Genomic DNA, 26,416 nt, shown 5'->3' on the forward strand with positions numbered 1-26,416 from the left:
CAACGACGGGCTAGTGGGCACTACAAAGTAACAAAATCATCCGCGTACAGCAGTTGGCGACTCAATCTTTCCACCGCCATTCGTTGGCAATCTGAAGGGGCGTCCGCAGGCCCTGCGCGACCAGATAATCGTGCGTTTGGCTGTCGGTCTGGCGTTTGGTCGGGATGGTTTCGGCGTTGGCGAGGGCGTAGAGCAGCATGGTCGAGTAGCGCACGGTATTCTTCAGCTGATCGGCATTGACCAGATTAAGTTTGTCGCAGTCGGCGTGGTAGCAATCGAGTACGTTGCGGTCGAGGTGACCATTCATCCCCACGACAGGTACGCCTTCCAGCATAAACGGCTGATGATCGGAGTGCAGCCCGGCCTGATTGCTCAGCTGATTGGCAAAAGCCGGATCGGTACGCTTCATCGTTTCGCCCAGGTCGGTCAGCATGGTGGTCATGTCGGTGCGGCCGAAGGCGTTCAGTCCCTTCGGATCATTGGTCATGTCGAGGTTGAGTACGTAGCGCACCTGATCGAGTTGGTTCTTTTTCTTCAGATTGACGACCATTGCCCGCGAGCCAAGCAGGCCCTGCTCTTCGCCCATAAACAGCACGAATTGAATGGTCCGCTTGGGTTTCAATTTCAACGCTTTGAACGTCCGGGCAATATCCATAACGGCAAATGAGCCGATACCATTGTCAATAGCGCCCGTTGCCAGATCCCACGAGTCGAGGTGACCACCAACGATGATTTTTTCGTTGGGCATATCGGTGCCTTTCAACGTCGCGATCACGTTGCGCGCCCGAATCTTCTGGCTCTTGTTGGTCATGTTGATCTGCGCGTGCAGCCGACTCGGTTCTTCGGCCATCCAGCTACGCAGCGCCTGCCCGCTCTCAAGCGAAATACAAACCGATGGAATCGGGATGAGCTTGCCCGTCACCGACGCCGTCCCCGTCAGCAGCACGTTGCCCGCCACCAGATTGACCATGATGACACCAATGGCTCCGTGCTGAATGGCGAGGGCTGTTTTCTCCGAACGGTGCAGGTTACGAGCACCTTTCGTCGGTGCCGCCAGCCCGATATTGACCAGCACGACCTTGCCTTTTATCTGATCTTTGAGTTCAGCAAAATCACCTTCCAGCCCGTTGCCCACGTCGATAATTTCGCCTTCGATCTTCGCCTTTACCGGCGAATGCGCCAGCGAAACGACTTTTATCTCCCGGAAATTATCGCTACGGTTCGGCACAACCGATAGCGTCACCGTGTCGCGGCTCCAGGCTTCAACCTCAAACGGTTCATACTGTACATCTTTGAAACCGTACGATTGCAGCAGGTCGTGGGCATAGGTTTCGGCTTTGGCCCCGTTGGCACTTCCCGTTAGCCGGTGCCCGATTTTCTGCGACGCATCGGCCAGCGTTTCGTAGGCGCGGCTGTGTTCGAGCACTTCGGTATTGATCCGGGCAAAGGTTTTGTCGAGCGGAGCCCCGTCGAACGAAGCAAACGAAAGCAGACCGGCGGTGCCGAGCGAAAGTAGCACCAGTCGGGACAGGGAGAGGTTATTCATAGGAGGCTGTATGAGGCTGTTGTGTTGAGCTGGCTAAAGATAGAAAAAAGGGGGCAATGCACTGTCTCACCGCGTCGGAAGCCAGCGCAAATTGTCGTTGATAGGTATTATCCTTGACGGGTCGGGGCCGAGGGATAGTCCAGCCGCTTGATCGGCTTTAGGTGCACCGTCTCCCGACCGGCCAGCCAACTGGGGTCGATACCGACGATGCCGAAGACGCGGTCCCAGCTTCGTTCGTAACAATGAGCTGCGTCGGGAAAGGTGACGGATACGTCGAGCGCGTGCCGGTAGAAATCGACGGGGCGCTGCCGGATGAGGTCGCGGTGCACGGCGAACTGCGCCCCCAATACAAAGGTGTACAGGTCAGGGCCGTCGGTGCCGAACAGAGCACGGTGAAAACCCAGCAGGTCCAGACCGCGCCCGTCTTCGTTCTTGCTCCACGGCTGAAACAGGCGGTACCCCTGATTATCGTCGGTGTCGATCAGGTGGCCCAGCCAGTGAAACGGTCGCCCAACGGGGTCAATCAGGGCATCGGTATGGTCGATGTAGGTCCGCAGCGTTTTCTTGAAATCGAACGCGTGGTCAAACGGTTTGCCCTGACAGAAGATCGTCCAGTCGGCCAGCGTGTCGTACTGGCTGACGATGTGGTGCAGGTAGGTATGCGCTTCCCGCCCCACGTTGGGCAGCACCACCGCCCGCGCCCCCGCCGACTGATCGGGGCTTTTGTCGTACACGGTAATCGTTACCCCCGCCGACCAGCCGTCAGGCGTTCGGCGGACAGGCAGGTTAGCGAGCCAGTTCAGATTTTCCTGGTAGCGGGCCACCACCAGTTCGGGTTGATTCATACCTACAAAGATGCGCTAAAGCCGTATTTTTACCTGCGTCAAACCGAACCGTTCGATGAAGCACCTCTGTTTTACCCTCATCACCACGCTCACGCTGCATAGCATGACTCAAGCACAGACACCCGTGCCGCCCAAAGCGGCTGTCAAACCCAAAGAACTTACGACCAACGGCCATACGCGCACCGACAATTATTACTACCTCAACGAGCGCGAAAACCCGGAGGTTATCAAGTACCTCAACGCCGAAAACACCTACGTCGATCAGGTGCTGGCACCGGTCAAAACCTTACAGGACAAGCTGTTTACCGAACTGAAAGGACGCATCAAGGAGCAGGACGAATCAGTGCCGTACAAGGAGGGCAACTACTTTTACTACACCCGCTACATCACCGGGGGCGAATACCCGATCTACTGCCGCCGGAAGGGATCGATGCAGGGTGCCGAAGAGGTGATGTTCGACGGTAACACCCTGGCGAAGGGCCACAACTACTACCAGCTGGGTGGCTACGAAATTTCCGACAACGAAGAACTGGCGATTTTCTCGGAAGACACCGTCAGCCGGCGGCTTTATACGCTCCGGGTGAAAAACCTGAAAACCGGTCAGCTTTACCCCGAAGCCATCAAGAACACGGAAGGCGGTTCGGTGGCGTGGGCGGCCGACAATAAGACGCTGTTTTACGTCAAAAAAGACCCGCAGACGCTGCTGGGTTATCAGGTGTACCGGCACGTACTGGGCACCGACTCCAAAGCCGACGTGCTGGTCTACGAAGAAAAAGACAACCAGTTTTACATGGGGCTGCACCGCTCGAAGTCGAAGAAATACGTCGAGATCGTGTCGGACCATAACGGCGTCGCGACGGAGTATCAACTGCTGGAAGCAAACAAACCAACCGGTGCGTTTACGACCTTTCTACCCCGGCAGAAAGGGCACGAGTACGACATCGTACACTACCAGAACAAGTTCTACGTCCGCACCAACTGGCAGGCCGAAAACTTCCGGCTGATGGAAGTACCCGAAGGCAAAACCGCCGACAAGACCGCTTGGAAAGAAGTGATTCCGCACCGCCCCGACGTGTATCTGGGCAACATGGACGTGTTTGTGAATCACCTCGTGCTGGGCGAGCGCAAAGCGGGCCTGACCAACATCCGGGTAATCAACCAGAAAACGAAGGCCGACGAATACCTCGATTTCGGCGAACCGGCTTACGTCGCGGGCATCGGCAACAACCCCGATTTCAACACCAACGTACTGCGCTTCGGCTACTCGTCGCTGACGACCCCGGCCTCGACCTTCGACTACAACATGGATACGAAGGCCAAAACGCTGCTCAAACAGCAGGAGGTGCTGGGCGGCTTCGACAAGAACAACTACGAATCGGAGCGGATTTACGTCAAATCGCGGGACGGTGTGCAGGTACCGGTGTCGCTGGTATACCGCAAAGGCACGAAGAAAGACGGCTCGGCTCCGCTGCTGCAATACGCCTACGGATCGTACGGCTACTCAACCGATCCGGGCTTTAGCTCGACCCGCCTGAGCCTGCTCGACCGGGGCTTTATCTTCGCCATTGCCCACATCCGGGGTGGTCAGGAGATGGGTCGCCGGTGGTACGAAGACGGTAAGATGCTGAAGAAGAAAAACACGTTTAACGACTTCGTCGACGTGTCGGAGCAGCTTATCAAAAGCAAATACACCTCGGCCGACAAGCTGTTTGCGATGGGCGGCAGCGCGGGTGGTCTGCTGATGGGTGCCGTTATCAATCAGGCTCCGCAACTGTACCGGGGCGTAGTAGCCGCCGTACCCTTCGTCGACGTCGTAACGACCATGCTCGACGAGTCAATTCCGCTGACAACGGGCGAGTTTGAAGAGTGGGGCAACCCCAAAAACAAGCCGTATTACGACTACATGCTGTCGTATTCGCCCTACGACAACGTTACGAAGCAAGCCTACCCGAACCTGCTCGTCACGACCGGCCTGCACGATTCGCAGGTACAGTACTGGGAGCCTGCCAAGTGGGTTGCCAAGCTGCGGACAATGAAAACTGACACTAACCAACTGCTGCTGCACACCAACATGGAAGCCGGTCACGGCGGTGCATCGGGTCGTTTCCAGGCACTGAAAGAAATCGCCCTGGAATACGCCTTCATGCTGAACCTAGTCGGTGTTCAGCAGTAAATTGTTACATTACGTGTAGATTATTGATGCGTGAGTAAGTCCATAAAGGTTTATGCTTTAGCTCTTGATGGCTATCTATAAACAAGCGGATTACGAAGCGCTGCGTCGGCGGTGCGTCGAACTTAAACAGGCAGGCTGGAAACAGGCCGATATTGCTCGGGCCTTTGGCTTGACACAGGGCTGGGTCAGCCAAACACTGAAAACCTACCGTGAGCAAGGCGAAGCAGGCCTAATGACCGGTAAACGCACCGGAGCCCCGTCCCGGCTGACGGCGGATCAACTCGACCAACTGACAAAAGAACTGGCCAAGGGGGCTGAGCAACACGGTTTTTCAGGCCAAGTGTGGACCCGGCCCCGTATTAATGATGTGATTAACAAGCTTTTTGGTGTTAGCTATGACCCCTCTCAAATTGGACGGCTGCTTAAGAAAGTAGGCTGGAGTCGGCAGAAACCGGCTCGGCAAGCTCGCCAGCAGGACCCGCAGGCCGTGGCCAACTGGCAAGCCGAGCGACTGCCTGCGCTCAAAAAAAGCGCAGATTGAGGGGCGTACGATTCTATACGTGGATGAATCAGCGTGCTATTTGTTGCCTTTTGTGGCCCACAGCTGGGCACCCCGTGGTCAAACACCGTTGCTTCTGGAACAGGCTGGCCGCGCACATCTCAGCCTGATTGCTGCCATTTCGCCAACAGGCCGTTTGTATCTAGCGGGGCAGGATCAGCCCTTTACTAGTGACGATATCTGTTGGTTCTTGAGCAAGCTTTGCTGGCAGTATCGCCGTCAAAACATGGTGGTTGTTTGGGATGGGGCGGCCATCCACCGGTCGCAAACCGTTCGGAACTGGCTCCAAAGCCGACCGGGGCGGGTCCATCTGGAGCGTTTACCAGCCTACAGTCCCGCACTCAATCCGGTGGAATTAGTCTGGAGCCAGTTGAAGCGATCCTTGAAGAACCGAGTCTTCATAACTCTGGAATCGCTTCAAGCCGCCGTGATGAATGAAGTTGATTATTTGCAAGCAGATCGAAATCGTATTCGTTGTTTCTTTCGAAAGAAGGAGATTGCCTTCTTCACAGACTAATTCACGCATCTATAAGCCATATTCTGTAAGTGCATGCGAATGTGTGCACTTACAGAATAAACTTGTGCAGTCAACATGAAGGAAAATATTGTATCGAGTCAGTCACTGTTTGGAGATATTTCCACGAGTAATCTGATTGTAACAACGAAAAAGCAGAGGAGGAAGAAGAAAACAAGCAATGCAAAGAAGGTTGTATTTCCACATTCTAGGGCCAAGCTTAGTTTATATGCCAATTATTTGGAGAAATACCTCGCTATAATGAGTGTAGCCCCAAAAATTAGTAAGATACATATTTTTGATATTTTCTGCGGAACTGGGATATACAACGATGGAAGAGTAGGCAGCCCAATTCTAGCCTATGAAAATATATTAAAGGTAAATACTTTTTTGAGAGGATTTAACAATACCAAAATAAAAGACACTATCTTATATGTGAATGATATCAATAAGAATAATATTCACAATGTAAAGCAATACTTGGACGAAAAAGAGCGTGTAGAAGGAGTAAATATAGAATATAATAATCTAGACGCACAAGATATGATAGAAAGAGCCCTATCAATAATAAAGACACAAGATTATAATGAAAGAAATATAATGTTTCTGGACCCCTATGGTTATAGCCAAATAAAAAAGGAAACTATTGAAAAAATAATGAATACTAAAAAAACAGAAATTATTTTATTTTTACCAGCTTCACACATGCATAGATTCAAAGATGTTGTTCAAGAAGAAGAAAAGCAGGCATATTTATCTCTACGCAACTTTTTGTATGATTTTTTTCCTGAATCACATCCGATCAGAACTATCAATAAAGTTAAAAAAATATCAACTAGAGAGTTTATTTCACATGTGTGTGATGCGCTCTCCATGAGCAGTAAGTTTCATTCAACTTCCTTTTACCTACAAAGAGATCAGTCGAATTATTACGCTCTTTTTTTCATCACGAACAACATTCTAGGATTAGAGAGAATTATAGATATTAAGTGGGATATTGATAGAAAGAAAGGAGAGGGGTTTCGCCTTAACGACATGAATCAATCATTGTTTGATATGATTGGAGTAAACATAGAACTTGAGCACGAGCTTCTAAAATTAGAGAATATTGTTTTAGATAGGCTAAAAATCAAAAAAACAGTAGAGAATATCGAATTGTACTTAATAGCTTTAAAAAATAATTTTCGGCCCACTCATTTAGTGAAGGTTTTAAGGAAACTTCAAAATATAAGCTTTATAAAAGCAGAGAGAACTGATGGAAAAAAGCTAAATAAAGGTACTTTTTACATAAACTACGACAATTACTCAACAAAAAAAGACGTCGTTGTCGTTTCGCTGATTTAATTATGGCAGAATCAAGCATAGAGTGGACAGAGATGACTTGGAACCCAACAACAGGGTGCAACAAGGTCACGGCTGGCTGTAAGTTTTGCTATGCAGAAATTATGGCGAGAAGGCTACAGGCTATGGGCGTCCCTAAGTATGAACATGGTTTTCAACTGGCAGTTCACGAAGGTGCCTTAGCCATTCCTTATTCGTGGCGGGGCTCCAAGATGGTGTTTGTCAACTCAATGAGTGACCTGTTTCACAGAGACGTCCCCTTATCATTCATTCAGAAAGTATTTAAAGTGATGAATGATAATCAGCAACATACGTTTCAACTCCTGACAAAGAGAGCAGATTTACTCTTACAGTACAACGACATGCTTACATGGACACCTAATATCTGGATGGGTGTTTCCGTCGAAGATGAGCGTGTTACAGACCGGATCGATTACTTGATCCAGACAGATGCTTACATCAAGTTTCTATCGTGTGAACCACTTATAGGTCCTCTACCTGACTTGAATCTCACTGGAATAGATTGGGTCATAGTTGGCGGTGAAAGCGGCCGGAAGCCACGACCTATGCGTGAAGAATGGGTCGAGGAAATTCATCAAAAATGTATCGAAGCTGACGTTGCGTTCTTCTTTAAGCAGTGGGGCGGAGTTAACAAGAAGAAGTCTGGCCGTATGCTACATGGCCGCACTTACGATGAAATGCCGAATCTGTCATTGGTATAGCAGATTCTGACCGTATGAAAAGTAGTACACAAGAACTGTTTCATGCACTGAAAGAAATCGCCCTGGAGTACGCATTCATGCTGAACCTGGTCGGTATTCAGCAGTAACTGGATAGACCCGGTCCGCCGGGGGAAGAAAGCATCGCGATTGGCTAAATAGCATCTGTCGGTAATCTGAGCCGACAGATGCTTTAGCCCGTTGCCAACGAAACTTAGCGGATTCGGATGTCTACGCTGGCCGTGTCGTCTTCGCCGTTGCCGTACCCATTGGCCGGCACCGAATCGGGGTCCGGTTTGCTGCTAACCGTGATCTGTGCCCGGCTCAACCCCGCCCCCCGGCTGGTGACGCGCGCCGATACGACTACGCTCCGGCTCGTGCCGGGCGCAATCGTATCAATGGTATGGGTCAGTACGTTTCCGGTTCCGTTTAGGAGCGTCAGGACAGGCGGCAGTTCGTGAACGATCTCAACTCCGCGAGCTTCCTGTCCGCCCCCATTAGCAACCGTGAGCGTGTAGCTGATTAACTGGTTCAATGCGGGTGCCCGGCTGCTAACCTGCATGTGCAGGCTCAGATCGGCCTTTTCGGGGTCGGCCGGGGGCTGGTTATCTTGCAGGGCCGGAAGCGGTAACTGGTAGGGGTTGGGCGATACGTACTGAGTGGTATCGGCGGTTGACGTCCGAAAACTAACGATCGCTGCATCGTCTTCTCCGTCGCCCAGTCCCGAACTAACCCGGCTGTCGGGATCATCAGCCGATGCACTGATAAGTTCGGCACCCAGTTTAAATACACCGCCCCGTAATGGGCGCACCAGAAACCGGAAGGTCGTATCCGTCTGGCCCGCCAGTTGGTTCACAGCACCCGTCAGCACACCGTTGGCATAACTCATACCCGTTGCCTGTACCAGTTCCAGCTGGGATGGCAGCCGATGCTCCCAAAGCGCGCTGACCGGCTCGGTAATCGCCGTATGGTTACGGAGCCGCAATCGTACGACCATCGGTTCGCCGACGCGGCACACCAGCTGTTCTGTTTCCAGCGTAGCGCTCAGGTCGGCGGGTGGGGCTGCGCTGGTAGCATAGTCGGAGCGGGGCCAGTCGTGCCGTTGTGCGCCCCAGGTCAGACTCGGCTGCTCGCCCATGTCAATAATCAGCTCGCCCCCGTTGATTATATCCTGGTGTCGTATATAGGTCCGGGTATACAGCATGCCGTTGAGCGTCATGCGCTGGACATAGCGATGAGTCGCACTGTTGTTACGAACTACAATCCGAAATGTGTTGCCATCGGCCAGCTGCAACGTAGCGTTGTCAAATACCGGGCTACCGAACACGTACACCCCATTGGCCGGGTTGACCGGATAAAAACCCAATGCCGAGAATACGTACCAGGCCGACATCTGGCCGACGTCTTCATTACCACACAGGCCGTCGGGGCGGTCGGTATACAGGCTATCCAGAATGTACCGCACTTTATCGGCGGTTTTGTGGGGCTGGCCAGCATAAGGATACAGGTATGCGATGTGGTGGCTGGGTTCGTTGCCATGCGCGTATTGCCCGATCAGACCCGTAATGTCGGCCGAAGACCCACCACCCAGGTTGCCTTTCACAATGAACAGCGAATCGAGTTTTTGCCGAAAGCCCTCAGTTCCACCCAGCAGGCCCACCAGCCCTTCGACGTCGTGCGGTACCAGCCAGGTGTACTGCCAGGCATTGCCCTCCGAGAAGTCGTCGTTCCGGTGGTCGGACTGAATGGGATCGAACGGGATCCGCCACGTACTGTCGGTCAGCCGGCCACGCATGAAATGCACCCGCGGATCGAAATAATGCCGGTAATTTTTCGAGCGATTCAGGAAATAGGTGTAGTCGTTGCTACGGCCGAGTTTTCTGGCCACCTGCGCCACGCACCAGTCGTCGATGGCGTATTCCAGCCCTTTGGCAACGCTTTCCTTCTCCAGGTCCGCCGGGATGTATCCCTTTTGTTTCACGTAATGCAGCCCCCGGTCGTCGTGCATGGCCGTCGCTTTCAGGGCTTCATAAGCCAGCTGCTGGTCGAACCCGCCCACGTCTTTCAGACAGGCATCGGCCAGCACAGGCAGGGCATTGTTGCCGGGCATCGTGTACGTTTCATTACCCATCAGATGCCAGATCGGTAACCGGCCCTGTTGCTGGTAAATGGCCAGCATACTATTCATCATGTCTGACACGCGCCGGGGCTGTGTCAGCGTAAACAGCGGGTGAGCAGCCCGGTACGTATCCCAGAGCGAAAACGTTGTCAGATTCGTAAACGGTGCGTTCGTGCGCACCTTCTGGTCAGTACCCCGGTAATCGCCATTGTGGTCATTAAACACCGAGGGGGCAATCATCGTGTGATACAGCGCCGTGTAAAACGTACGAAGCCGGGCCCGGTCGGGCGTGTTGACGATAATTTTGTTGAGTTCCCGATTCCAGGCCGCATCGGCAGCCGCAGCTACGGTATCGAAGTTCCAGTGGGGCACCTCCGCCCGAATATTGGCCAGCGCATTGTCGGTGCTGACCGGCGAAATACCCACTTTTACGCTGATCTGTTCGCCTGCCGATGTAGCAAAGCTAATCACGCCCTTCAGGTTAACCCCCTGAGCCTTAGTGTCCGCTACAAGCGTCTGATCGTCGTAGATCGCCACCTGCTGAATGGGTCGGGAGAATACAGCGGCAAAGTAAACGCGCTGCCGGTCGGCCCAGCCGCTGGAAAACCGATAACCCACCAGCGTCGTATCGTTTACTTTTTCCAAATACGTATCGGTCGACCAGTCGAAGCCAATACCTTCCTGCAAATCGATCAGGATGTGGGAATCGGTCGATGCCGGAAACGTGTATCGGTGAAAACCTACCCGCTCGGTAGTGGTTAGCTCAGCCCGGATACCGTAGCGTTTCAGCGTTACGGCATAATAACCCGGTCGGGTAGTTTCGTCTGCGTGCTCAAACCGGGACCCGTAGCCACTCCGGCTGTCCTATTGGGTTCCGCGGATTAGTTTAACGGGACCCGTAGTGGGCATAAATAAAATATCGCCCAGATCACCAATACCGGTACCGCTCAGGTGCGTGTGGGCAAAGCCAATCAGAAGCGAATCGGAGGCATGGTAGCCCGAACTCCAGTCCCAGCCTTTCGACATCTGCGTGGGGCCCAGCTGCACAGCTCCGAACGGCACGTTGGCACCCATGAACACATGCCCGTGCCCCCCGGTGCCAATTGCCGGATCGACGTACTGAGTGAGATTAATCGGTGTGGACTGGGCGTTACCCGGCAACGACTGCCCGATCAGCCAACCTAATCCCCCAAAAGATAGAATCAGACGTACCGTTTTTCTGTACAGTAGGTTCATAGCTAGACCCGAAAAGACCCTATTATACCGGTGATGGGCGATGACCCACCCCGAAGTGAGCTTACAGCAAAAAGACGGCCCTTTTATCGATATCGAGTTGGTCTTACCTCGTGGCAGTCCACACCACAGGGTACACTGCCGCTTTTCCGATTTGCAACAAAACAACAACGCCACGAAACAAGCCTGTACGGACCTGCTCGTAGCGCTGAAAGGATTCCTCTGGGATACGCCTTACTGCTGAACCTGGTCGGCGTTAAGCAGTAAAACAACGTGTACTTCACGAGCTGCTCACCGGCGAATGCTGGTGAGCATTTTATTTTATAAACCAGTAAAAATACAGATACGCGTCAAACAAAAATGTCTCTACAGATTGTATGTACTCTAGACTACCTATCGACTAATTTAGCTCCAGTTCAGAACGACTACCGGTCTTTATCAGCCAATTAGGCGTTTATAAATTTACTATACCATTCAGCAAAATATGCGTAAAAACTGGGAAAGTAGTGCCACAATCTTGAGTATAATTACCAACATGTAGCTACATATATTATACACACGACAGAACAAATAAGTCGCTAATAGACAACACATTAGACCTTTTGACCCGGTACTGGCACATGTTTTTCAACGGTGAGCGGCAAACATTATCACTAACCGCTCACTACTATGTTCTTACAGAAGCATAAGTACCCACAGGAATACCTCTCCGAGAACCCATACGTATCAGGTCTGCTGACCGGCTTGTTGACTGGTCTGGCAGTTGGCTTCTTATTCGCCCCCCGGTCTGGAAAAGAGCTGCGGAAGCAGATTGCCGGTACAGTTGGCGATCAGACCAAAGAGGTTAAACACCAATGGGACAAAACAAAAGCGCAGGCCAAAGAAACAGTCGACACAATCAAAACAAACGTTGGTCTGGCTGCTGACAAAGTAGAAGACGAAGTCAACAAGTACGCCGACAAAGCTGTCAAAGAAGCCGATAAGGCAGAACAGGCAGGTACGGAGGCCGTGAAAGAAGCGGGTCGCCTGTCAGACGAAGCTAAATCCGCACTCGACAAATTCAAGGATACCGGCAAACTCGGCTAATAGGCCATCAGCCATCCCCGGTGCTCATCAGCACGTACTGATTTACTCAACGATCATGAAAAAGACCCGATTCATGATATGAACCGGGTCTTGCTTTTAAGCGGTTCAGCCAACTTCGGTTAGTTGAGTTGGGCCTCATCTGACTCACCATTTTTTCACTTATCCAGTTACAAAACAAAATGGAACGTACCCCTTCATACACAAACGACTCGGCTTACGGCCGCACCACTTTTGTAAAACGCATCGCCTGGAGCGCCGTGTTCGCTGGCGTGCTGGTTGCTATTGTCAGCCAACTCCTGCTGACACTGCTGGGACTGGGCATCGGCCTGGGCACCATCGACCCCATGACAGAGCAAAACCCGACAGCGGGGCTGGGCGTGGGTAGTGCCGTATGGTATGCCGTAAGTAGCCTGCTCTCCCTGTTTGCTGGCGGCTGGGTTGCTGGTCGGCTGGCTAGTAGCCCCCAGCTGTTCGACGGCGTTATTCACGGCGTACTTACCTGGAGCCTTGTTACGCTGATTACCATTTATTTCCTGACGACAACCATCGGTAGCCTGATTGGCGGAGCCGGTCGGCTGGTGGGTAGCCTGGTCAGAACGGCCGGGTCGGCTGCGGGTTCGGTTGCGTCGGCCGCTGGCCCCGAACTGGGTCAGATGGTAAAAGGTGAGCTGGCTAAAAACGGAGTTGATGTAAACAGTATTGATTTGGGTGATCTGCAAAAGGAAGTTAACACGGTTCTTCGGCAAACGGGCGACCCCGCCCTGAACCCTAATGCCCTGGAGCGGAAAGCGAAGCAGGCGGGCGATCAGGCAGAGAATACCGCTGATCAGGCAGCCGAGAATCCGCAGGCCGCTGGCGGAATGGCCGATGGTCTGTTCGACCGACTCTTCAAGCAGGGTCAGGCAACGATTAGCCAGGTAGACCGGGACGACGCGGTAAACGTGGTTATGAAGCGAACCGGCAAGAGCCGGGCGGAGTCGGAGAAAGTAGTCGACAACTGGATTAACACCTACAAACAGGCAGCGGCCAAATTTGAGCAAACCAAGCAGGAAGCGGCTGAAAAAGCGCGGCAAGCGGCTGACGCTGCTGCCGGTGCGGCTTCCAAAGCGGCCATCTTCGGCTTCTTTGGTTTGCTGATCGGTGTTGCAGCCGCCGGCTATGGTGCTAAAATGGGCACCGAATCGAAGTAGTAGCCGGTAGCCAGTTCATCACATACGCTCACTGTTTCTCCCTTCAGACAGTGGGCACAGCCGGACAGCTGCTCATCAACCGGGTAGCTGTCCGGCATAACGCATCGGCCAGCCTTTTGCGTCCTCCTGGACCACTGCTCAGGCGTCGGCAGTACTTACTGTACCACAATTCCGGGGTCAACGCGCAGGCGGTCACTCCAGCTTAAGCTCAGCGTTAGTTATGAAAAAGATACGTCACTGGCTGTCGTTGTCGGCACTGCTGGTCAGTGTGCCACTTCTGACCCTGGGTCAGGATTCGCTTACCGCGGCCACACCTTTTCGGGCTGGTCACACCGTATTTGCGGGTGTACAAATTCCGCTCAACTACACCCTCGGCTACCGGTACCAGTTTAGCCGACGCCTGTCGGTACAAGTTCAGGGTGGATTGATTGCGGCTCCTTTCGAGCGATATACCTTGAAATTACTCGAAGGCTTCGGGCTAGACCCTAACCTGAGCCGGGTTATCGACCGCTCGTTCCGGCAGGGTAGTTCGGCAAGTCTGGGAATTTCCGTTCATGCCAACTCCCCCTGGTACGGAACGCTGTTTGGCCAGTACGTTCACTTTTCAGCCGGGCCAATTACCCCTGCCGACGGACTGGGCATTTACTTCAATCGGGACTTTTCCGGCTTTAGCCCGCTCAACTCGCCCGCCTTTGTTTTCAATCTCCAGTCGAATTTCTGGGTTGCCGGTCTGCGCGTGGGACGTTCCTTTCAATTTACCAATTCCCGTTTCGGTCTGAATACCGAGTTAAGCCTCGGCAAGATCGTAACCACCAAAAACACGTTCGCGTCCAATCGACCACTTATCGATGACCTCGGTGTCACTCAGCGTTTGTACACCAACCTGGACAACGAAATCGACACCAAGCTCCGCCAGTACGGCTATTTGCCAACGCTCAACGTACTCCTCACCTATCGCCTACGCTAATCAACACGTCATTCACCTATTCTTATGCGACACGCTACCAAACTGGTTCTTTTCCTCACTGCGCCACTGCTCTTCACCCAGTGCGGCATCAACAGACAGGTTCAACAGGCTAAAGGGTTGAGCAAAAGCAAATACGCCATTCACTCGGCCGACAGTATTACCATCGCTGGTTACGACGTTCGGGAATTCAAGGATATGCGGGGTCTGGATGATGTAAATCCGCTTAACTACCCCCGAATTGCCGCCGGTCTGATCAAGAAGGATGTTCCCTTCCGGGCCAACCTCAACGTGGAAATTACCAACCCAACGAATGAGATAGCGGCTATCAATCAGTTCGACTACCGCTTATTACTGGCGGGTAATGAGTTGGCATCGGGCACCGTTGACCGGCGGGTAGAAGTACCAGCGAACGGAGGGAAAGTGATTGTACCCATACCTGTAAACGCGAACGCGTATGGGCTGATCTCCAGCTCATCGACACGAAATGCGTTTGTCGACCTCGTCCGTAATCTGGCCGGTAGCGATCAGGTAGCCCCGGCACGCGTCACCCTCAAGATCAGACCGACTCTGATGCTGGGCAACAAGCAGGTCAAATACCCCGGCTACATCGACATCGACAAAGAGATCACGCGGGATATGCTTTCGCCCAATAACAAGCCAGCCCCATAAGACGGTTAAAGGCGGAACGAGCACGAAGCCACTGATTTTGCGACACCCGGCTTATTGTCGCCACAAAAAAACGCGGCCCGTAACTGAGTTACGGGCCGCGTTTTTTTACACTAACTCTTCCTCACGTTCTGGCTGCTTTTGCATGTCCAGGGCGGGGTCTTTCTTACCGAACCACTTCATCCGCACCCGCTCGTTGATCCAGTATAGACACGGCACGATGACCAGCGTCAGCACGGTTGAGAAGGTCAGACCGAAGATGATTGTCCAGGCCAGGATGTTCCAGAATACGGCCGAGTCGCCACCGATGACGAGGTGCGGGTCGAAGTCGCGGAACAGGCTTACGAAGTCGATGGTCAGGCCGAACGCCAGCGGGATCAGGCCCAGCACGGCGGCCGACGCCGTCAGCAGTACCGGTGTCAGGCGGATACCGCCCGCTTCGATGATCGCTTCGCGCAGGGGAATACCCCGCCCGCGTAGCTCTTCAATAAATTCGATCAGCAGAATACCGTTTTTCACCACGATACCGGCCAGGGCGATGATACCGACGCCCGACATGATAACCGAGAACGTTTTACCTGCGATAACAAAGCCCAGCAACACGCCAATCAGCGACAGTGCGATGGTAACGAAGATGATCAGCGGCTTCACGACCGAATTGAACTGGGTAGCCAGAATCAGGTAGATGAGCAGAATGGCGACGCCGAAGGCCGAAATCAGGAAGTTTGCGGACTCCTGCTGATCTTCCTGCTCCCCGCCCATCTTGATCGTGTAGCCGTTCGGTACGTCCATGTCGTTAACGACCTCCTGAATCTGCCCCACAATCTGGTTGGCGTTATACCCCGGTACTACGTCTGAACTAAGCGTGACGACCCGCTGCTGATTCTTACGGTTGATCTGGCTGAACGTAGTCGAGTAGCTGATGTTGGCCACCGACGTAACGGGTACCTGCCGCAACTGCCCACCCGACGCCATGTCGCGATAGACGACGTTCAGGCTCAACAGCCGCTCGATCTGACTCCGGTCGTCGGGACGCAGCCGAACCATGATCGGGTACTCGTCTTTGGCGTCGCGGAATTTCGAGATTTCCGTACCGAACAGGGCCGTCCGAATCGCCAGCGCGACCTGCCCTAACGAAATACCTTCGCGCTCGGCTTTGTCACGGTCGATGTCGATCACGATTTCGGGCTTGTTGGTAATCAGGTCGGTTTTGAGTTGGTCGATCCCTTTGATACCGGCCTGCTGAATCCGCTGACGCACCTGCTTCTCGATGGTGCTGAGCGTTTTGAAATCATCGCCCGCAATCTCGATGGCGATGGGCTTACCCGTCGGTGGGCCGTTGGATTCGCGCTCGACCGAAATTTCACTACCCGGCAAGCCGTTCATCGCCGTTCTGACTTTCGCCAGAATCGTATCTGTCGGAATACCTTCGCGCTCTTCGTTGCCTTTGAACGCAATCGTCACCTTCGATTTCTGGGGCGTTGCCGACCGGTCGGGGTTGGTGGGGTCGCCCGCGTTTTTGCCCACATTCGAGATCACCGAGTTGACGATATGGTCGGCGTTGTTGTCTTTCAATACCTTGAAAATTCGCTTCTCGATCACCTTTGTCACCGAGTCGGTTACGCGGGCGTCGGTGCCCACCGGCATCACGTTGTAGACGTAGATGTAATCGGGTTCACCGCTGGGGAAAAACACGACGTTCGGACTGGCGATGCCCGTGATGATGAACGTAGCGATCAGCATCACAAACGCACCGACTACGATCCATACCGACCGCCAGCCCGTCAGTACCCACGAAATCAACCGGCGGTAGTTGTTCTTCAGCGCAGGCAGCAGGCGTTCCTGAAACGGCAGAATCAGCTTCGGAGTCAGCACGTAGTGGTTGAAGACGTACAGCAGCAGGAACAGCACGAACAGATTGCCGATACCCCGGTCGATGACGTAGCCAATACCCGCCAGCACCGCCATGATAATCAGCGGCCGTTTGATCTCATCGAACCCCGGCTTCACAGCTTCCTTGTGCTCTTCGTCATGCCGTTGCATGAACGTGACGGCGAAAACGGGGTTAATAACGTAGGCCACGAACAGCGACGCGAACAGGGTCAGGATCAGCGTTAGGGGCAGAAATTTCATGAATTCGCCCACGATACCCGGCCAGAACAACAGCGGGAAGAACGGCGCGATGGTCGTCAGCGTACCCGTCAGTACCGGCACAAATACCTCACCCGCTGCCGCTTTCACCGCCTGCCGGATGTTCCAGTCCCGGTTTTCGTTGAAGAGCCGGTGCGAGTTTTCGATAACCACAATGGCGTCGTCGACCACTAGCCCCAGCCCCAGCAGAAAGGCAAACAGCACGATGGTGTTCAGCGTGAACGCCGTACCGACCGCCGGGCCAACGACGGGCATCAGCACGAACGCGACCAGCGCCGACAGGGGCACCGACAAGCCGATGAAAATGGCGTCGCGAACCCCCATAAAGAACATCAGAATCAGCACGACGAAGATGAAGCCGAGCACGACGGTGTTGATCAGGTCGTTAACGTTCTCGCGGGTCGGTTCCGACGAATCGGCCGTAATTTTGATGTCCAGCCCCTGCGGGAACCGGGTCTCCTTGTAGTCGTCAATCGTCTTTTCAATGTTGTCGGCTGCCGACAGCAGGTTAGCCCCCGCCCGTTTGATGACGTTCAGCGTAACGACCGACTTGTTGTTGAGCCGGGCAAAATCCTGCTGCTCCTCGAAGCTGTCCTGCACCTGCGCGATGTCACCGAGCCGGACCGTTGCGCCCGTTGCCGTGCGGATTTGCAGGTTTTCGAGTTGTGATACGTCCGTAAATTCACCCTTCACGCGTACCGTCCGCCGAACCCCGTCGACGTTCAGTTCACCACCCGACACGTTGACGTTCTCGCCCTGCACGGCCTGCTGAATATCGGTAAAAGCCAGCCCCGCCGACTGCATCCGGGGCAGGTCGACGTTGATCTGGATTTCCCGCGTCAGCGCACCCACGATGTCCACGCGCCGGATTTCAGGCATGGCTTCGATGGCGTCCTGCAAATCTTCGGCGTACTCTTTCAGCTGCTTGAGCGAGAAGTTACCAGCCATGTTGATGTTCATGATCGGAAACTCCGAGAAGTTGACGTCCTGCGCCGTTGGCCCCGCGTCGAGTTTCTGCGGCAGATCGGGTTTGGCTTTGTCGATGGCGTCGCGGACCCGTTGCAGGGCTTCGGCCGTCTGCACATCGGGATTGAACTCCACCAGAATCACCGACACGTCCTGCAAGGCATTCGACTTGATGCGCTTGACACCCGAAATCGACTTCAACTGCTTCTCAATCTGCTTATTGATCGTGTTCTCAATGTCGGCCGGGGCCGTACCCACGTACACCGTGTTGATGTACACCTGCGGCACCTTGATGTCCGGGAATTGCTCCTTGGGCAGGTTGTTGTACACGAACAGCCCGCCAAGCGTAATCAGGAGCGTGAAGATGTAAATCGCCGTCCTGTTCTCGACGCACCAGTTGGTAAAGCCGAGGGTTTTGTACTGTTCAAATTTCATTTGAAAGAGAGTTTAATGTCTCAGGTTCAAGGTTTAAGGCTCCTCCGGCTAACGCTCACTCCGAACGTTAGCCGGAGGAGCCTTAAACCTTGAACTATCCTACTAAAAACTGATCGGCTGCCCATCCACTAGGTCCTGATAACCCGTCGTTACTAGTTGATCGCCCGCTTTCAGGCCCGACAAAATGGCAATCTGCCCACCGTACGACGGCCCTGTTTTGACGGGCCGGGCTTTGGCAATTTTCTTACCACCGGCGCTCTCCACCACGTACACCAGTTGCCCACTTTCGGTGCTCTGAATCAGGTTCTGGTTGATGACGATGGCGTTGGCTTTCGTCTGATCGTTGATCTTTACCTGCGCCAGCATGTTCGGTTTCAGACTATTGTCGGCCGGTAGCGGGGCTTCGATGGTGAATGTCCGGCTCAGCGGATCGACCGTTGTCGACACGAACGAGATGGTCGAGTTCAGGTTGCGGTTCAGGTCCGGCAGACGTACCATGATGGGCGCGCCTTTCTGCACGCTGCCCGAATACGTATCGGCCACTTTCGCGACGACCTTTAACTGCGACAGATTCACAACCCGAACCAGGCTCATGCCCGGAGCCGCCGACTGACCAATTTTCACAGTGACCTGATCGACAACACCCGAAATGGGTGCCGTCACGACCGACTGCCCAATCTGAGCGTTGAGCGTCGACAGCCGCCGTTCGAGGGCTTCTTTATTGTTTTTAGCCTGCAAGTACTGGATCTCGGTGCCGATCTGCTGTTTCCAGAGAGACGCCTGCTTTTCGAAAATCGTATTGGCCAGCGACAACTGTGTTTTCAACTCAGACTGCGATTCGCGCAGCAACTGATCGTCGACTTTGGCTATCGCCTGACCAGCCCGCACGTTGTCGCCTTCCTTGACGTACACCGCCGTAACGACCCCGCCCGATTTGGGCGACACCTGCACGTTGTTTTTGGCGTCGATGGTACCCTGCAACTCGACAAAATGCTTAAACGTGCTGGCCGCAACCGGGGCCACCGTCACGTCTTTCGTGCGGCCTTCCGTCGCTTCCACGGGGTCGAGCCGGGCCACTTCGCCCTCCAGCGTCTTAATCTTTCTCGTGAGTTCCGCCTGCTGGGTTTTCAGTTCCGCCAGTTCGGTCCGCTTACCGGCCAGGTCGGTAGCGCCCTCTTTCTTCTCCGACGAGCAAGCCCCTAACAGGCCTGCGGTCAGCGTAATTGCGTAGACTACTTTCATTTTTCTGTATTCAATCAGGTTTATAATCCAATGTAGAGCCGTCCGAGGGCGCGATCCTGGTCGACTTTGGCGATCAGAAAATCGTACAGCGACGCGAAATAGTTGGTCTGCGCTTCACGAAGGGCGGTTTCGGCGTTCAGCACTTCGATGCTCGACCCGACACCCTCTTTGTACTTGATGCGCGACACCCGCACAATCTCCTGCGCCAGTTCGCGGTTGCGCTGCTGGGTTTGCAGCGTTTGCAGGCCGTTATTGAGCGTGATGCTGGCCTGCCGGATTTGCAGGTCGATGGAGTTGCGAAGCAGGGCACCGCTGTTCTGAGCTTTCTGGAGCGTCACCCGCTTTTGGGCGATCTGGTAGCGCTTTTGAAAACCGTCGAAAATGGGCACCTGCAAACTCAGCCCCAGCGTAGCAAAGTTGAGCCAGGGGGCCGTAACGAGCTGACCGATAGCATTACGCCCGCTGTTGTAACCGTAGTTAACAAAACCAGCCAGCGTCGGATAGTAGCCTTTCTGCGTCAGTTCGACATCCTGCTCGGCGAGTTTAATCTGCGTTTCCAGCGTCGAATACTCGATCCGGCTCGTGTACCTGAACGTCGGGTCGGGCGAAATCAGCGGGCGCAGGTCATCCACCGACCGGTCCTGCAACTGCTCCGCCAGGGTGATCTCGTCGTTGACGCCCATGCCCATCTGGAATTTGAGCAGCGTATAGCTCAGCTCGATCAGGTTCTGCACGTTCTGCCGCTCGGCCCGCAGGTTGTTGGCCTGCACGTCGAGCCGCTGCACGTCCAGCTTCTCCACGAATCCCTGCTTATTCATGGCGCGGGTTTCGTTCATCAGCGTATCCAGCCGCCCAATGTTGTAGTCGAGCAGCTTGGCCCGCTCCAGCGCCACCAGCACCCCGTAATACGCCTTCGCGACCTGCTCAGCCACCGTCACTTTGGTGCCTTGCAGGTTGCGCTGCGCCAGTTCGCGGTAAGTGGCAGCCGCCCGCAGACCAACGTTCAGGCCCGGACTGTAGATAACCTGATTCAGGCTCAGCGTGGCATTTCCCGAATACTTCACGCCAAACTGCACCGGCACGGCGGGCGCATCGGGCGATGCGGTTGGGTCGAAGAAATTAGCGGGTAGAAACGCGCGCTGGATAATCAGGTTGTCTGTCAGCGACGCGCTCCCCGCCACCTGCGGCAGGGCCGACGCTTTCACTTCCCGGATGCGCCCCTCTGCGCTGACGCCGTCGAGTACACTGTTTTTTACATTGATGTTCTGCTGAAGCGCGTGATCAATGGCCTGTTGCAGCGTAAACGACGGACCATTACCCGTTCCGCCCGCAGGCGTCAGTCCTGTCGGTGCCAGCCCCAGTCCCGAATTAAACGTCGATACCACACCGGGCTGTAAATTGACGGGACCAGTTGATCCGTCCAGCGACGGCGTCGATGCGGCCGATGTTGTGTTGGGCTGACCGGGTACGGCGACTCCAGTGCCGGGCGTTGTGCCGGGTTGCGCGACAATGGCCCCGGTAGCGGCTGGCTGCTGGGCACCCGGTTGCTGACCGCTGGCAGCCGCCCCCGTGGGTTGCTGCCCAACCGATGGCTGCGTAGCCACCTGCGCCACCGACGCGGGTATCAGCCCACCCGTCAACAGCCAAAGCGTTGCCGTGCGGATTGTACTCGTGATGTTCATAATCAATCAGGTTGTATTGGTTTACTCAATTCGTGTACTCGTTATAAATGATGCATTTTCCTTTCCCGGCCTGTTGGCCACACCACAGCTAATCGAAACCTGCTGCCGGGTCACAGCTCAGCGAGTAGCGTACCCGTTCGTCTGTATATAGTCTGTCGGTTTTGTGCAACGGATATTGTACGCAGACGATCAAAATTATTCACCCTACGACAATCATCTGATAATCAATTCATTAATCAGACACTAACTGGTATTACTCCAAGTGAACCGATGCGTTGTGCTTACTGCGTTAACCTTTGTTAGTAACCACATGTAACCCCTAGGGAAGCGAACCAGAGAACCGGTGCAAAAATTCACGATTCTCATTGAATTAGTCTGGATTAAGTGATGAACGGTGGGTATGAACGAACGACACCAAAACGGCGCGGGCGGGGTTATAGCAGTGCATGACCAACACTAATAAACTTGTCAGGATTGCGCTGTCGGGGCCGAACGCGAAGCCGCTGTCGAAGGCGCAGAAGGAGTTCAACCGGCTGTCGGCCCGCGTGGCGGAACTGGAAAAACTGCTCACCGACTACCGCACCAGTGTCGACGCGGTTCAGCAGCGCATTCAGGGCGACTACATACCGTTGTTGAACACATACAATCAGTGCCGCGCCGATCTCGTCCGGCTGTTCGACCGGTTCTACGACAACCCCGACGCCACCCGCCCCGAACGACGTAAACTGGCCCGGCTGATTGTCGACATGGGCGAGGACCTTATTTTCCGGCACGGCTTCGCTGACCTGCGGACTATTGTCGGCAAATACAGTCAGCAGGATATGGACGAGGCCGACGATGCCGCGCAGCAACTGGAGCAGATGAAACAGACGGCTGCGGCTACCTACGGCCTCGATCTGGACGATGTTGATTTCGATACGCCCGACGACCTGATGGCGTATATCGAGCAGCAATTGCGGGAGCGGCAGGCCGAGCAGGAACGGCGCAGCGAACGGACGGAGCAAACCAAGTCGGGTCGCCAGCAGGCCGACGAAGCGAAACAGGCCGCAAAGCTGCAACAGACCACAAAAACCGTGAGGACGCTTTACCGCGAGCTGGTGAAAGCGTACCACCCCGACCTGGAACAGGACGAAGCAGAAAAGATTCGCAAAACGGCGATCATGCAGCAGGTGACAGACGCCTATGAAAAGGGCGATCTAATGGCGCTACTCCGGCTACAACTCACGCTCAGCGAACTCGATCAGGACCGCGTCAGCAACCTCGCCGACGAGCCGCTGCGCCATTACAACAACCTGCTGAAACAGCAGATCGACCGCCTGACGGAAGAACTGACGGAACGACAACAGTATATGGCGTCGCTGCTCGGCCGACCGCTGAGCAGTGTACAGTCGGCATTCGGGCTGGACATCAGCATCGGCGAAGCGGTCAATTCGCTGAAACGCGACGTAAAGTCAATCAAAAGCCAGCTCAAAAGCCTGACCCAGCCCGCCTTCCTGAAAGCGTGGCTTCAGTCGTATTATGGGTGATAATGTGAGCGTTTTGTCATTCCGAGCCTGCGAGGAATCTTCGGTAGTAGCAGTGTAAGCCGCCTGTTGCCGAAGATTCCTCGCAGGCTCGGAATGACAAACTATTCCTACCCCAGAATTTTCATTTTAATCGGGTCCCAGCCGACGACCTTTTTCTGGAAATAGCTGATGTTGCCGCACTGCGTTGGGCCGCAGGCGCGCAGGCCGAAAGTTGCGTCTTCCACGTTCGGCGTCTTGTTGCGGATCGAGCTAAAGAAGTTGGCGAAGTGCTCATAGCGGTCGCCTTTGTAATCCTTCGGAAAGGTATACTTGAACTCCTTCGGGCCGTCCAGTTCGGGGTGTGGCGGATACTTGGCCGCGTACTCTTTCAGATACAATTCCTTTTGATCCTTCGGAAAATTATCGACCGACAAACCGGGTGCCTTCGGAAATTTATTCCGACGCACGGTCAGCGTGTCGAAGCCCAGCGACAGGTCGCCCTCCGTTCCGACGATCCGCACCAGGTAGCCCCCGCCCCCACCGTCGACGAAGTTCGAGCGGGTTGTCAGGTTAAACTCCGGGTGTTCAGCCGTTTTGGGGTAATCGTAGATGCTCAGCTGAATATCAGGTACGTCGCGACCATCTTTCCAGTAACGGGTACCGCCACTCGAATACACGCGGGTTGGCCCTTTCGAGCCGGTAATCGAGTGCAGCGAGGTGAGCAGGTGAACGTACAGGTCGCCTGCGATACCGGTACCGTAGTCCTGATAGTTGCGCCAGCGAAAGAAGCGGAGCGGATCCCACGCCCGTTTAGGGGCCGTGCCCAGATAAGTATCCCAGTCGACGGTTTGGGGCGATGCATCGGGCGGAATCGAGTATTGCCACGCGCCCATTGCACTATGCCGATCGTACTGCGCTTCAGCAAAAACGAGTTCACCAATATCACCCGCTTTCAGCAGTTCACGCGCCTTGGCCACGATGATCGAACTACCAAACTGGCTGCCGACCTGAAACACTTTACCCGTTTCCTGCGACACCTTAATCAGCGTGTGGCCATCTTCGACCTTCTGCACCATCGGCTTTTCGCAGTACACGTGCTTGCCCTTCCGCATGGCGTCAGACGAGATCTTTTCGTGCCAGTGGTCGGTAGTCGCGTTGATAACAGCGTCCACATCCTGCCGGTCGATGATCTCACGATAGTCGCGGGTCACGGCCAGTCCTTCGCCCCACAGTTCTTTGGCCCGGCGCAGTCGGCCGTCGTAGAGGTCGCAGGCGGCAACCATCTCGATACCGTCGAGCATCAGGGCCGTCTGTGTGTCGCCGATACCCATGCCGCCCGTCCCGATCAGGGCGATGCGAATTTTATCGTTGGCGGCCGTACTGGCGTGGTTACGAATCAGATTGAGATACTGGGGAGCAGCAACAGGCGTGCTGGCTAATGCAGCTGGGGCGGCAGCGGCAGCGGTTCCGGCGATACCCAGCGTCTTGAGAAACGACCGGCGCGAGGAGTTGCCAGTCGGTTGTTCAGGATGTGTTTCGTTCATGCGGTTTGAGTAGGAAAACCTAAAGATACGAAACTGTATGTGACAGGATTACAGGATAAACAGGATTTTAGCGGAACCGCTAATGCCAGAATTTTCTTGGACGGGATTACAGCCGGGCCGCCGGGCGGATTGACAGGATGTAAGAGAAATAGTCCTGTTAATCCGCCCGGCGGCCCGGCTGTAATCCCGTCTATAAAAATCTAGTCGATAGCGAAGCGCAGAATCCACTGCCCAACGGTGCTGTTGGTAACGGCGAAGATGATGTTGGGAAATAGACCCAGTACCAGCGAAAGCAGGCCTAGCGGAATCAGCAATAGCCGTTCGCGGGCGGTCAGGTCGGTCAGGATGTGCTTCGCGTCGGTCGTGCTTGTTTCGTGGCGCGACCAGAACCGGCCGAAAAACATCCGCTGCATCGTCCAGAGAAAGTACGCAGCTGCCAGCCCGATACCCAGCACCGACACGGCCGTGATCCAGCCCGGCAACCACACCGACTGGAAGCTACCCATCAGCGTAAACAGTTCACCGACAAAACCTGAAAAGCCCGGAAGGCCCAGCGATCCGAAGAACGCGATAGCCGTCAGTACGGCGTACTTCGGCATCGGTTCAAGCAAACCCCGGTACGAGTCGATGCGCCGGTCGTGGGTGCGGTCATAAACAACGCCGGTCAGCAGAAACAGCATCGCCGACAGTACGCCGTGACTTACCATCTGGTAAATGGCCCCGTTGACACCCTCAGCCGTCAGCGACGCGACGCCCAGCAGCACGAAGCCCATGTGCGATACCGACGAGTAGGCAATCATCTTTTTGAGGTCGTACTGCGCCAGCGCGTTTAACCCGCCGTACACAATCGACAACGCACCCAGCCCCGCCAGTATGGGTGCGTACTGCGCAGCCCCGTCCGGGAAAAACGACCAGGCAATTCGCAGAAAACCGTAGCCGCCAATCTTGAGCAGCACCCCCGCCAGCACGACCGACACCGGCGTTGGTGCTTCGACGTGCGCGTCGGGCAACCACGTATGCAGCGGTACGATGGGTAGTTTGATGGCAAAGCCGATAAAGATGGCCCAGAACGCCAGCATCCGGGCGGGCAAACCCAGCACGATGGGTTCAGCTGCCGGGTTCAGAAAGGCGGTAGGCAGGTAGTTAGCCCCGTCGGCGAGGTAGCGCATATCGAATGTATGCACGATCTGCGCGGGGTTGAGCTGCCCGTTCTGCATATGCCCCTGCACGATACGTACCACCTCCGGCGTCACCTCCGATGGGTCACTGACGAAACCTGCCAGCACCGCCGTACTGACCGGGTCCATCGCCGACAGGTACAGCCCGATCATTACGAGCAGAATCAGCAGCGAACCCGCCAGGGTGTACAGAAAAAATTTGATCGATGCGTATTCCCGGCGCGGGCCACCCCACAGGCCGATCAGGAAGTACATCGGCAGGAGCATGAACTCGAAGAACAGGAAAAACAGGAAGAAGTCGAGCGCGACGAAGCAACCCATGACCGTTCCCGTCAGGAGCAAATACAAAGCGTAATAGGCTTTGAGCCGGTGCGTCATGTTCCACGACGAGATAACGCCCACCAGCATAACCACCGCCGACAGCACTACCAGTGGCAGGTTCATCCCGTCGACACCGACCAGATAATCGATCGACGCGACGCCCAGACTACCCAGCGGCAGCGTAATCCAGTCGGCCTGTTCGAGCCACTGATAATCAGGCCGGGCCGTATCGAAGCCAGCCGCCAAAGCCCCCGCCAGCACGACTTCGGCCAGCGTCACGCCCAGCGCAATCCAGCGAAACCGCTCCGCCTGCGAATCGGGCAGCAGCGCAATCAGCAACGCACTCAGTAACGGTAAAAATATCAGTAACGAAAGCAGCATCCTTAAGTTAGTTTAAGGTTTAAAGTCTAACGTTTAAGGTTGTTGCTCTCACC

The 26,416-nt window shown here is 54.7% G+C and carries 18 protein-coding genes and 1 pseudogene; 10 read left to right on the top strand and 9 right to left on the bottom strand.

Features of this window, described 5'->3' with window-relative positions; genetic code table 11:
• Window positions 1-61: 61 nt before the first annotated feature.
• Both HH216_RS04235 and HH216_RS04240 read right to left on the bottom strand, forming a co-directional pair.
• On the bottom strand, window positions 62-1,546 hold the full coding sequence (locus HH216_RS04235) for a M20/M25/M40 family metallo-hydrolase (protein WP_169549660.1): 1,485 nt from the start codon (window positions 1,544-1,546) through the stop codon (window positions 62-64).
• 107 nt (window positions 1,547-1,653) lie between these two features.
• On the bottom strand, window positions 1,654-2,391 hold the full coding sequence (locus tag HH216_RS04240; protein ID WP_169549661.1) for a DUF3431 domain-containing protein: 738 nt from the start codon (window positions 2,389-2,391) through the stop codon (window positions 1,654-1,656).
• A gap of 55 nt (window positions 2,392-2,446) precedes the next feature.
• Here HH216_RS04240 and HH216_RS04245 point away from each other — a divergent pair, with 55 nt between their 5' ends.
• The 5 genes from HH216_RS04245 to HH216_RS04260 all read left to right on the top strand — a co-directional run bounded on the left by HH216_RS04245 (window position 2,447) and on the right by HH216_RS04260 (window position 7,700).
• Entirely contained in the window at window positions 2,447-4,564 is a 2,118-nt protein-coding gene (locus HH216_RS04245; RefSeq protein ID WP_169549662.1) for a S9 family peptidase, read from the top strand.
• A gap of 67 nt (window positions 4,565-4,631) precedes the next feature.
• Complete coding sequence (locus tag HH216_RS25710; protein WP_254448425.1) at window positions 4,632-5,105, top strand: helix-turn-helix domain-containing protein; 474 nt, start codon at window positions 4,632-4,634, stop codon at window positions 5,103-5,105.
• A 19-nt stretch (window positions 5,106-5,124) separates the two neighbouring features.
• Window positions 5,125-5,640 carry an IS630 family transposase gene (locus HH216_RS25715; protein ID WP_254448681.1) on the top strand — a complete coding sequence of 172 codons (516 nt, stop codon included), beginning with the start codon at window positions 5,125-5,127 and terminating at the stop codon, window positions 5,638-5,640.
• Between the two features lie 75 nt (window positions 5,641-5,715).
• Window positions 5,716-6,981: a three-Cys-motif partner protein TcmP gene (gene tcmP / locus HH216_RS04255; RefSeq protein ID WP_169549663.1), complete on the top strand. Its 1,266-nt coding sequence runs from the start codon at window positions 5,716-5,718 to the stop codon at window positions 6,979-6,981.
• Between the two features lie 2 nt (window positions 6,982-6,983).
• A complete protein-coding gene (locus tag HH216_RS04260; protein ID WP_169549664.1) occupies window positions 6,984-7,700 on the top strand; it encodes a DUF5131 family protein in 717 nt (238 codons plus the stop codon).
• A 211-nt stretch (window positions 7,701-7,911) separates the two neighbouring features.
• Here the strand turns inward: HH216_RS04260 and HH216_RS26580 are convergent, their stop codons facing one another.
• Both HH216_RS26580 and HH216_RS25725 read right to left on the bottom strand, forming a co-directional pair.
• Window positions 7,912-8,901, bottom strand: coding sequence for a DUF11 domain-containing protein (locus HH216_RS26580; RefSeq protein ID WP_332871505.1), 990 nt, complete (start codon window positions 8,899-8,901; stop codon window positions 7,912-7,914).
• A pseudogene (locus HH216_RS25725) lies at window positions 8,881-11,052 on the bottom strand (GH92 family glycosyl hydrolase); the annotation flags it as partial. The pseudogene HH216_RS25725 and the gene HH216_RS26580, both read right to left, overlap by 21 nt.
• Window positions 11,053-11,718: 666 nt before the next feature.
• Between HH216_RS25725 and HH216_RS04270 the strand changes: the two are divergent.
• The 4 genes from HH216_RS04270 (at window position 11,719) to HH216_RS04285 (ending at window position 14,961) form a co-directional block, all read left to right on the top strand.
• Window positions 11,719-12,135: a YtxH domain-containing protein gene (locus HH216_RS04270; RefSeq protein WP_169549665.1), complete on the top strand. Its 417-nt coding sequence runs from the start codon at window positions 11,719-11,721 to the stop codon at window positions 12,133-12,135.
• A gap of 179 nt (window positions 12,136-12,314) precedes the next feature.
• Window positions 12,315-13,325, top strand: coding sequence for a hypothetical protein (locus tag HH216_RS04275; protein ID WP_169549666.1), 1,011 nt, complete (start codon window positions 12,315-12,317; stop codon window positions 13,323-13,325).
• A gap of 220 nt (window positions 13,326-13,545) precedes the next feature.
• A complete protein-coding gene (locus tag HH216_RS04280; RefSeq protein WP_169549667.1) occupies window positions 13,546-14,292 on the top strand; it encodes a hypothetical protein in 747 nt (248 codons plus the stop codon).
• Between the two features lie 24 nt (window positions 14,293-14,316).
• Window positions 14,317-14,961: a hypothetical protein gene (locus HH216_RS04285; protein ID WP_169549668.1), complete on the top strand. Its 645-nt coding sequence runs from the start codon at window positions 14,317-14,319 to the stop codon at window positions 14,959-14,961.
• 105 nt (window positions 14,962-15,066) lie between these two features.
• On the opposite strand, the gene HH216_RS04290 is transcribed toward HH216_RS04285, so the two are convergent.
• From HH216_RS04290 to HH216_RS04300, 3 genes are all read right to left on the bottom strand, one after another.
• The gene (locus HH216_RS04290) at window positions 15,067-18,510 is read right to left on the bottom strand and encodes an efflux RND transporter permease subunit (RefSeq protein ID WP_169549669.1); all 3,444 of its coding nucleotides are present in this window, start codon (window positions 18,508-18,510) and stop codon (window positions 15,067-15,069) included.
• Window positions 18,511-18,612: 102 nt separating this feature from the next.
• Complete coding sequence (locus HH216_RS04295) at window positions 18,613-19,752, bottom strand: efflux RND transporter periplasmic adaptor subunit (RefSeq protein WP_169549670.1); 1,140 nt, start codon at window positions 19,750-19,752, stop codon at window positions 18,613-18,615.
• 20 nt (window positions 19,753-19,772) lie between these two features.
• On the bottom strand, window positions 19,773-21,434 hold the full coding sequence (locus HH216_RS04300; protein ID WP_174842698.1) for a TolC family protein: 1,662 nt from the start codon (window positions 21,432-21,434) through the stop codon (window positions 19,773-19,775).
• A gap of 446 nt (window positions 21,435-21,880) precedes the next feature.
• Here HH216_RS04300 and HH216_RS04305 point away from each other — a divergent pair, with 446 nt between their 5' ends.
• Window positions 21,881-22,960 (top strand): J domain-containing protein, encoded by a 1,080-nt coding sequence (locus HH216_RS04305; protein ID WP_169549671.1) that lies wholly within the window; start codon window positions 21,881-21,883, stop codon window positions 22,958-22,960.
• 107 nt (window positions 22,961-23,067) lie between these two features.
• Here HH216_RS04305 and HH216_RS04310 read toward each other — a convergent pair whose 3' ends face one another.
• Window positions 23,068-24,483, bottom strand: coding sequence for a Gfo/Idh/MocA family protein (locus tag HH216_RS04310; RefSeq protein WP_169549672.1), 1,416 nt, complete (start codon window positions 24,481-24,483; stop codon window positions 23,068-23,070).
• A 200-nt stretch (window positions 24,484-24,683) separates the two neighbouring features.
• Window positions 24,684-26,363, bottom strand: a complete 1,680-nt coding sequence (locus HH216_RS04315) for a complex I subunit 4 family protein (RefSeq protein WP_169549673.1) — start codon at window positions 26,361-26,363, stop codon at window positions 24,684-24,686.
• Window positions 26,364-26,416: the final 53 nt, after the last annotated feature.

Source organism: Spirosoma rhododendri (assembly GCF_012849055.1).
In the GTDB taxonomy this organism is placed as follows: Bacteria; Bacteroidota; Bacteroidia; order Cytophagales; family Spirosomataceae; genus Spirosoma; species Spirosoma rhododendri.